Source organism: Neobacillus drentensis (assembly GCF_036962765.1).
GTDB lineage: Bacteria > Bacillota > Bacilli > Bacillales > Cytobacillaceae > Neobacillus > Neobacillus drentensis_C.
Map to the genome: position 1 here is coordinate 12,268 of NZ_JBALOS010000019.1, position 7,506 is coordinate 19,773.

Genomic DNA, 7,506 nt, shown 5'->3' on the forward strand with positions numbered 1-7,506 from the left:
CCCTTTTTTATTAAAGTAACGAAGTAGAATAATTGAAGAACATTTTTGTTAGTCTAAAGAAAAAAGAAGATAAATTGAGGTAATAAAAATGTATGAATTTAAAGATGAGTTTGAAAGAAAAGAAAAAAAATATAAGATATACCTATATTTATTTATTATCTCTGTTTTAATAAATACATTCATTGACATTTTTGACTTGGGAATTGAAAAAGTTTCTGGAGTTCGCATAGTTATTAGCCTTTTATTTTATGGTGTTATCCTTTATTTTGGTTTGCGTAGAAAGTTTTGGGCTGAGGTTATGATTAAATTTTTTGTCTGGCTAAATATTATTTTATTGTTCCTCATTATTACTGTTAAGATTTTAGGGCTGTAGTTCAAATTAATTTTTAATGTTCTTTAACTAATGGGTGCTTTAATAAACTTATGGAGGCTTATTTTGAAAATAGAAGTAAAAGATGACGACAAAGTAATAATTGATGACTTTGAATTTTATGGTCATATTGACCAAAAACAACGTTGTTCAAATTGCAAGTTTAATTTAGTATACTATGAAGATTTTGATGCTTATTTTTGTCCTAAATGTAATTATTGGACTGAATCCAAATGCAGTGACCCTGATTGTGAATACTGTCCTAATCGCCCTGAAAAACCATTACCACACAAATAGAGTTCTTCAACTAACGGGTGCGAGAGTAAAAAAGCAATGCTTTTTTTAAGGCATTGCTTTTATGCATCTTCTTTTAAAAATATTTCTTATAAAGCTCTTGCCTTAAACTCCCACTTACCTGTGCATATATCCTAGTCGTCTCACTTTTCTCATGTCCCAATAAGCTCTGTATGGCTTCAAGAGGTGCACCAATATTCAACAAATGAGTAGCATAGCTGTGCCTCAGCTGGTGCGGATGAATGTTTTTGTTGATTCGTGCCCGACCAGAAATTCGCTTGATGATGTATCTCATTTGGGCAATACTCATTTGATGGGGATACCGTTCTGTTACAAAAATAGCTGGATTGCAATCCTGGCGTTGATCAAGGTAGCGTCTAAGCCAAATATCGCAGCGGATATTAAAATAAACTTCCCTTTCTTTATCCCCTTTTCCTCTTACAATGGCGGAACGGTTAGACCAATTAATTCTATTCTTATCTAAGGAAACAATTTCACCTATACGGCACCCAGTGGAAAACATGAATTCAAACAAAGCCTTTTCCATTGGGGAACAACAGGCTTCCCGTAAATGTTCAATTTCCATTTCGGTCAAAAATTTAGGAATTCGTTTCCCGGTTTTAGGTTCTTTTATTTTAGCTGCTGGGTTTTTGGGAATATGCCCTTCTTCATGAGACCATCGAAATAATGATTTCATAAAACGATTTCGATGAGCCAAACTTGCAGGCTTAAGGCTTTCACTTGATTTTGCTAAATAAGCTTTTAATTGATCCGTAGTGATCGTATCAAGTTGAACATCATTAAAAAAGCGTATAAGTAAGCTGGACTGTAGTTTATATGCTTTTAATGTTTGCGGTGAAAAGCCTTCAATACGTTTATCAGATTCATACGTTTCCCAAGCTTGAGATAATAACAATTTCATCTCTCCCCAAAAAATTCTTTTTTTCAGGAATTATTGACCTGTTTCACGAAATTGAAACGGCGGTTCTTATTAAGCTAAAGGAGCAGGTTAGCTGTACAAGTTATAAATTTAATGGTTTAAAGTTATAGAGCATTTCTTTGAATGAGGAATACTTTTTATTTTTGCTTAAAACAAAAATCTACAATAAAAATGTTATTCAAATTAATAAAAATTTATTGTAAATCGATAAAATATATATTAAAATCAAAATCAGAATAAATAAGTGAGGTGCTTTTTATGGAAAAAGTAACAACGTTGTTTTTAAAAATAGCTGTTATTCTTATAGGAGTGCCAGTTCTTGCTCTGTGCATCTTTTTGGTGACTGAGATGGCGAATCTTGCAGCAAAATTGCTTCCAGAGTTTGCTTTTATAAAATATCTCGTTTTCATCGCTTTTGATGCATCGGCGATACCTTTTTACTTTGCTTTGTATCAGGCTTTCAAACTCTTACGCTATATTGACAAAAATAAAGCATTCTCCGATTTATCTGTAAAAGCTTTAAAGAAAATCAAATACTGTGCCATCACAATCAGTATTTTGCATGTGCTAGTTTGGCCGATCTTCTATATCTTTGCGGAAGTAGACGACGCACCAGGAGTTATCTTTGTCGGATTGGTTGTTCCTTTTGCTTCGATGGTTATCGCAGTCTTTGCGGCTGTTCTCCAAAAACTAATACAAGAAGCAATTAATATCAAATCAGAAAATGATTTAACGGTCTGAGGTGAATAACAATGGCAATTATAATCAATATTGATGTGATGTTAGCAAAAAGGAAAATGAGCGTAACAGAACTTTCGGAGAAGGTTGGAATAACAATGGCGAACCTTTCTATATTGAAAAATGGAAAGGCAAAAGCGATTCGATTATCCACTTTAGAGGCAATTTGTAAGGCTTTAGAATGTCAGCCTGGAGATATTTTAGAATACAAAAGTGACGAAGACAGTTAAACATATTAAGGAAACTTAACATAACAATTGTTAGGGGAGATATAACTATGGACATTAACAATTTGATTATTGAAAATATTGCTAACCCTCATGAGCTGGAGAGAATGTATAGAAAAGACCCGAAAACTTTTAAAAAGTCATTCTCACACGCATGGGAACAAAATCCTGATTCTCAGGTTCTTGGCGTTTGGCATGAAAGATTGCATTTCAAGGAGACGGCAAATACAGAAAAATCTTCCTTGCTTCAGAAAGGTTTCTTATTCATGGGCATTTTAGCCATTCTGGCCGGGATAAGCACCAGGATCATTTTCCATTTTGTCGAACAGGAAGCAATTGCTCCAATTAACCTGGCTTTTGGTATAATTCCCTTTATTGCTGCCTATTTTGTTTACAATAATACTCCGAAAAAAAGTGTTATTTATTCCCTTGCAGCGTTGTTCCTAATTTCCGGGTTTTATCTTAATATGCTGCCATTAAATTATAAAGACAGTATTATCCTTGCTTATTTACACCTTCCCATATTCTTATGGGTATTGGTAGGGCTTGCATTTACAGGAAATGAATATTCAAAAGGCAGTACAAGATTAGCCTATATTAAATTTAATTTGGAATATTGTATTCTCTACTCCAGCATGGCAGTTAGCGGAATGGTACTAGCGGCATTAACCATGCAGTTATTTAGCTTTGTTGGCTTGGATATAGAAGACTTCTATTTTAGTAATGTCGTTTTATTTGGTGCTGCCGCTCTCGCTATTGTGGCTGCATACCTGGTATCAATGAATCTTAAACTTGCTAAGAATATTACACCGTATATAGCTAAAATTTTTAGTCCTCTTGTCCTGGTCACATTGTTGGTCTATCTTATAACGGTTTTATGGGTCGGAAAAAATCCATTCTTGGACCGCAATTTCCTGATAGCCTTCAACGGAATACTCCTTGGTGTATTGGCCGTTACCATATTTTCCATTACAGAGAGCGACTCAGACGAGAAAAAGAACATTTCAGATTATATAAATTTTGCCTTAATTGTTCTTGCGCTTATCATTGACAGTGTGGCTTTGTCAGCCATCGTGTTCAGACTTTCTTCTTATGGGATTACGCCTAATAGACTTGCTGTTTTAGGAGTAAACATAATTATCTGGGCAAATCTAATTTGGATTATGCTCTCCTATATGCGTTTTCTACAAAACAAATCCGGACCTTCAACTATCCAAGTTGCCGTTACTAAGTATTTGCCGGTCTACGGACTTTGGGCAGCTTTCGTTACATTTGCTTTTCCTATAATTTTTAATTAGAAAGGCTCTGTTAATGTAACGAAAAGCTAATCTTCTATAACGTATAAAATCCTTAGAGCCGATATTATGCAGCTTTTTATACATAGTTGCATAGTTTTGGCTTATTTTCATTACTAAAGTTAAAAAGAGGGTATTCAAACTAGAAGACATAATATATTGTTGCAACTGGATTCTTTAAAATATGTCTAGTTTCATGTTCCCAACGAAAAAGGACTTCATGAAACGTATTTGATAAGCTAAACTTGCAGGTTTTAAGTTTGAGTTTGATTTAGATTAAATGTGAAAAGATGTACTTACACTAAAGGGTGCGATTGTTGTGCGAAATGTTTCTGGCTCAAATTGAGATTGGTCACAATCTTCAGGTAAAGGTCAGACAGTTCCTTTCGGAACTGAAGGATTATATCGAAGAATCAAATGACGGGGTAACGCCCAGAAGGGTTCTCTCTTAGTCGAATAGCATTTGATTTAGTAAGAATGATAGTGTTATAAGCTCGGCTAAAAGGCGTGAGAAATTACCGTAGCAGTTTGGCTGTCGAAAGTCTACTCGATGGAGAGATGTAATTCATAATGCTTGAGTTGAATGAATATGGTGAGTATGCGAGAAAGCCTAAAATAAAGGGATTAGCTGACGAACTTCTGAATGTACGGGTCTACACGCACAATACATAGAAATGTGTATATCACTCAATGTGAGGTTAGCAATGGATAAGTAAAACTAACAAATATGAAAGTCCATGATATGTTAAAGGCATATGAACGGCTAACAGGCTTAAAGGAAGCACCTAAGTTCTTTCTATAATAGATATAATTCAACTTTGTAAGCTGATAACGTGGAGAGCTTACTCTTTATGAAACGGTGATAAGGAAAGCAGTAATGATAAATAGTTACTGCATAACTTTTCTTTATATCAGTGAAAGTGGTGGCACAGTACCAATGAGAGGTCTAATCAACCTGGAGGGATAGCCACTAGACTAAAAAAAAAAATCATTCAACCATATAAGACAGTTCTTTATCGGTTAATAAGGTTCTCGTAAGACTAAAAGAGGTTCAACCCCCAAGGGAGTCACCGACTTGTTGAAACGGAAGAAACTGAGACACAACGAGTATTATGATATGCAACATTGTTTGGATAATTTATATGCTCAAAGTGTTAATGGTCAAAATTTCTATGACTTAATGAAACTGATTAAATCCAATGAAAATATACGTCTTGCTTATCGGAACATCAAAAGAAACACTGGGAGTAAAACCGCAGGGACTAATAAATTAACCATTAACGACATTAAGTATTTGTCGATAGAAGAAGTAATTGAGCACGTTCAGAATATGTTCCAATCATATACACCAGAATGTGTTCGTCGTGTTTTTATTCCTAAAGCAAATGGAAAAGTAAGACCATTAGGAATCCCAACTATTTGGGATAGGATAATTCAACAATGCATTTTACAAGTTTTAGAACCCATTTGTGAGGCAAAATTTCATAAACATAGTTACGGTTTCAGACCAAACAGAAGCACCCACCATGCGAAAGCAAGATTCGAATCCCTTATCAATATGGTGGGTCTTTATCATTGCATAGATGTGGATATAAAAGGATTTTTTTGATAACGTGAACCATAGTAAGTTACTTAAACAAATATGGTCAATAGGAGTTAAAGATAGAACTTTACTCTCTGTCATCTCAAAGATATTAAAAGGAGAGGTTGAAGGAGAAGGTGCACAGACCAAAGGAACCCCGCAAGGGGGTATACTTTCACCTCTCGTATCGAATATTGTTCTAAATGAACTAGATTGGTGGATTAGTAATCAGTGGGAAACGTTTAAGAGCAACCATGACTATAAACGGAATGGAAGTAAAGTAAGAGAACTCAAAAAATCAAACCTAAAAGAATGTTACATCGTTAGATATGCCGATGATTTCAAAGTTTTATGCCGCACTCGCTCGCAAGCGGTTAGAATGAATTATGCCATCAAGGATTTTCTCAATACTAGACTACATCTTGAGACAAGTGATGAAAAATCAAAGGTTATTAATTTAAAGAAGAAATCTTCCGAATTCCTTGGATTTTCCTTTCGTGCAACTAGGAAAGGGCAAACAAGGTTTGGATTTGTAGCACAATCAAATATGACGAAGAAAGCAAAGTCCAATGCACTTATTAAAATTAAAGATTCTATAAAAGCAATCCAGAAGAAGCCTTGTGCTGAAACTGTATGGCATTACAATACAGTCGTAATGGGAATCCAAAACTATTTCGCACCAGCTACTAACATTTCAAATAACTTAAGTGAGTTGTCCTCCCACCTAAACAAGACTTTATATAATCGATTAAGGAATATCAGAACTGAAGCTAGGTTTGAAGATATGACCAAAACACTCCAAAAACGCTATAAAGGATATTCACCGCAATACTATAAGATTCAAAACATGGTGTTTGTCCCTATTTATGCCCAAATGCATAAAACAAATCTTTGCTTCTCGCAAAATGTGTGTAATTATACTGCCGAAGGCAGAGAGAAAATACACAACAATTTAAAAACAATTAAAAAAAGCGTGTTAAGTTATGTCATGAAAAACTATATTCCAAATCGAACGATTGAATATAACGACAATCGCATAAGTAAGTTTATAGCCCAGTACGGAAAGTGTGCAGTAACTGGGGCTGAACTTGGAAAAAGTGATTGGCACTGTCATCATAAGATCCCTTTTCATATATCAAAGGATGACCGTTATTCAAACTTGATAGTGTTACATGAAGCTGTTCATCACCTTGTTCATCTCAAAGATGAAAATAAAATAAAATCTCTCCTTAGAACTTTAAAACTGAGTATTGAACAAAAGGAGAAAGTCAATAGACTTCGAACACTATGCAAAAATCACAAAATCTGATTGGAAATAAAACTGACTTCACAAATAACATAGAATTGAATGAATTGGATTAGTTGGAACGCCGTATGCGGTGAAAGTCGCACGTACGGTGTGAACAGGGGGAAAAGGTAGCGATAACTTCAAAGCCTTACCTATCTGTATCAATAAGGTCAGTCGCTTTCCCTGTTCCACTAACGGAGCAGGTTAGTAGAGAAGGATGAAGAAGACTCATTAGGTTTACCCCTCCTTTTTTGGCATTGAATGCTATTCATTTGAACCCGTATTCTGTACATTTTAAGTGACTTTATTAATGGCATTCGTTGTTGTAGTAATACCGAGGGTAAGTATAGTATAAACAACTTTTTATCGATGTTTCTGTGGGGATGTGGATGGGATTATTCTTTCTATTGAAAAGGAAGGGTAAGGGTAAAGTGGGTTCGGGAATAATTAAAATCAAATATTTAACTAAAAAGCAAAAAAATGATCGAAATTTAATAACCGTCTTATCTGTGTTATTCATTTATACTATAAGTCTCATTGTTGGAATGGGTTTACTAATGTCGTTGCCATTTATTTCGCTATCATTAATTATTTTTGGTTTTAACAACCTACTTTACAAAGGGCAGCCAAAGTATATAGGATACATCATATTAAGTATGGGAATGGGTTTACTGCTTGTTTCCATTATTTTATAAAGATAATGTTATTGATTCATCTTGGGTGAATCGTTATAAGGCCGAATTAACCATTTTGATATCTTTTATTTAATCAG

At 34.6% G+C, this 7,506-nt stretch carries 6 protein-coding genes and 1 pseudogene; 6 read left to right on the top strand and 1 reads right to left on the bottom strand.

The window, feature by feature from the left end:
- The first annotated feature begins 88 nt into the window (after positions 1-88).
- Entirely contained in the window at positions 89-373 is a 285-nt protein-coding gene (locus V7137_RS03350) for a hypothetical protein (protein ID WP_088087999.1), read from the top strand.
- Positions 374-436: 63 nt separating this feature from the next.
- Entirely contained in the window at positions 437-667 is a 231-nt protein-coding gene (locus V7137_RS03355) for a hypothetical protein (protein ID WP_210427060.1), read from the top strand.
- 73 nt (positions 668-740) lie between these two features.
- On the opposite strand, the gene V7137_RS03360 is transcribed toward V7137_RS03355, so the two are convergent.
- Positions 741-1,580, bottom strand: a complete 840-nt coding sequence (locus V7137_RS03360; RefSeq protein ID WP_335696749.1) for a tyrosine-type recombinase/integrase — start codon at positions 1,578-1,580, stop codon at positions 741-743.
- Between the two features lie 282 nt (positions 1,581-1,862).
- Here V7137_RS03360 and V7137_RS03365 point away from each other — a divergent pair, with 282 nt between their 5' ends.
- The 4 genes and pseudogenes from V7137_RS03365 (at position 1,863) to ltrA (ending at position 6,755) form a co-directional block, all read left to right on the top strand.
- The gene (locus tag V7137_RS03365; protein WP_335696750.1) at positions 1,863-2,345 is read left to right on the top strand and encodes a DUF2975 domain-containing protein; all 483 of its coding nucleotides are present in this window, start codon (positions 1,863-1,865) and stop codon (positions 2,343-2,345) included.
- A gap of 11 nt (positions 2,346-2,356) precedes the next feature.
- On the top strand, positions 2,357-2,572 hold the full coding sequence (locus tag V7137_RS03370; RefSeq protein WP_017153334.1) for a helix-turn-helix domain-containing protein: 216 nt from the start codon (positions 2,357-2,359) through the stop codon (positions 2,570-2,572).
- Positions 2,573-2,619: 47 nt separating this feature from the next.
- Complete coding sequence (locus V7137_RS03375; protein WP_335696752.1) at positions 2,620-3,867, top strand: DUF4153 domain-containing protein; 1,248 nt, start codon at positions 2,620-2,622, stop codon at positions 3,865-3,867.
- A gap of 1,114 nt (positions 3,868-4,981) precedes the next feature.
- A pseudogene (gene ltrA / locus V7137_RS03380) lies at positions 4,982-6,755 on the top strand (group II intron reverse transcriptase/maturase).
- The last annotated feature ends 751 nt before the right edge of the window (positions 6,756-7,506 follow it).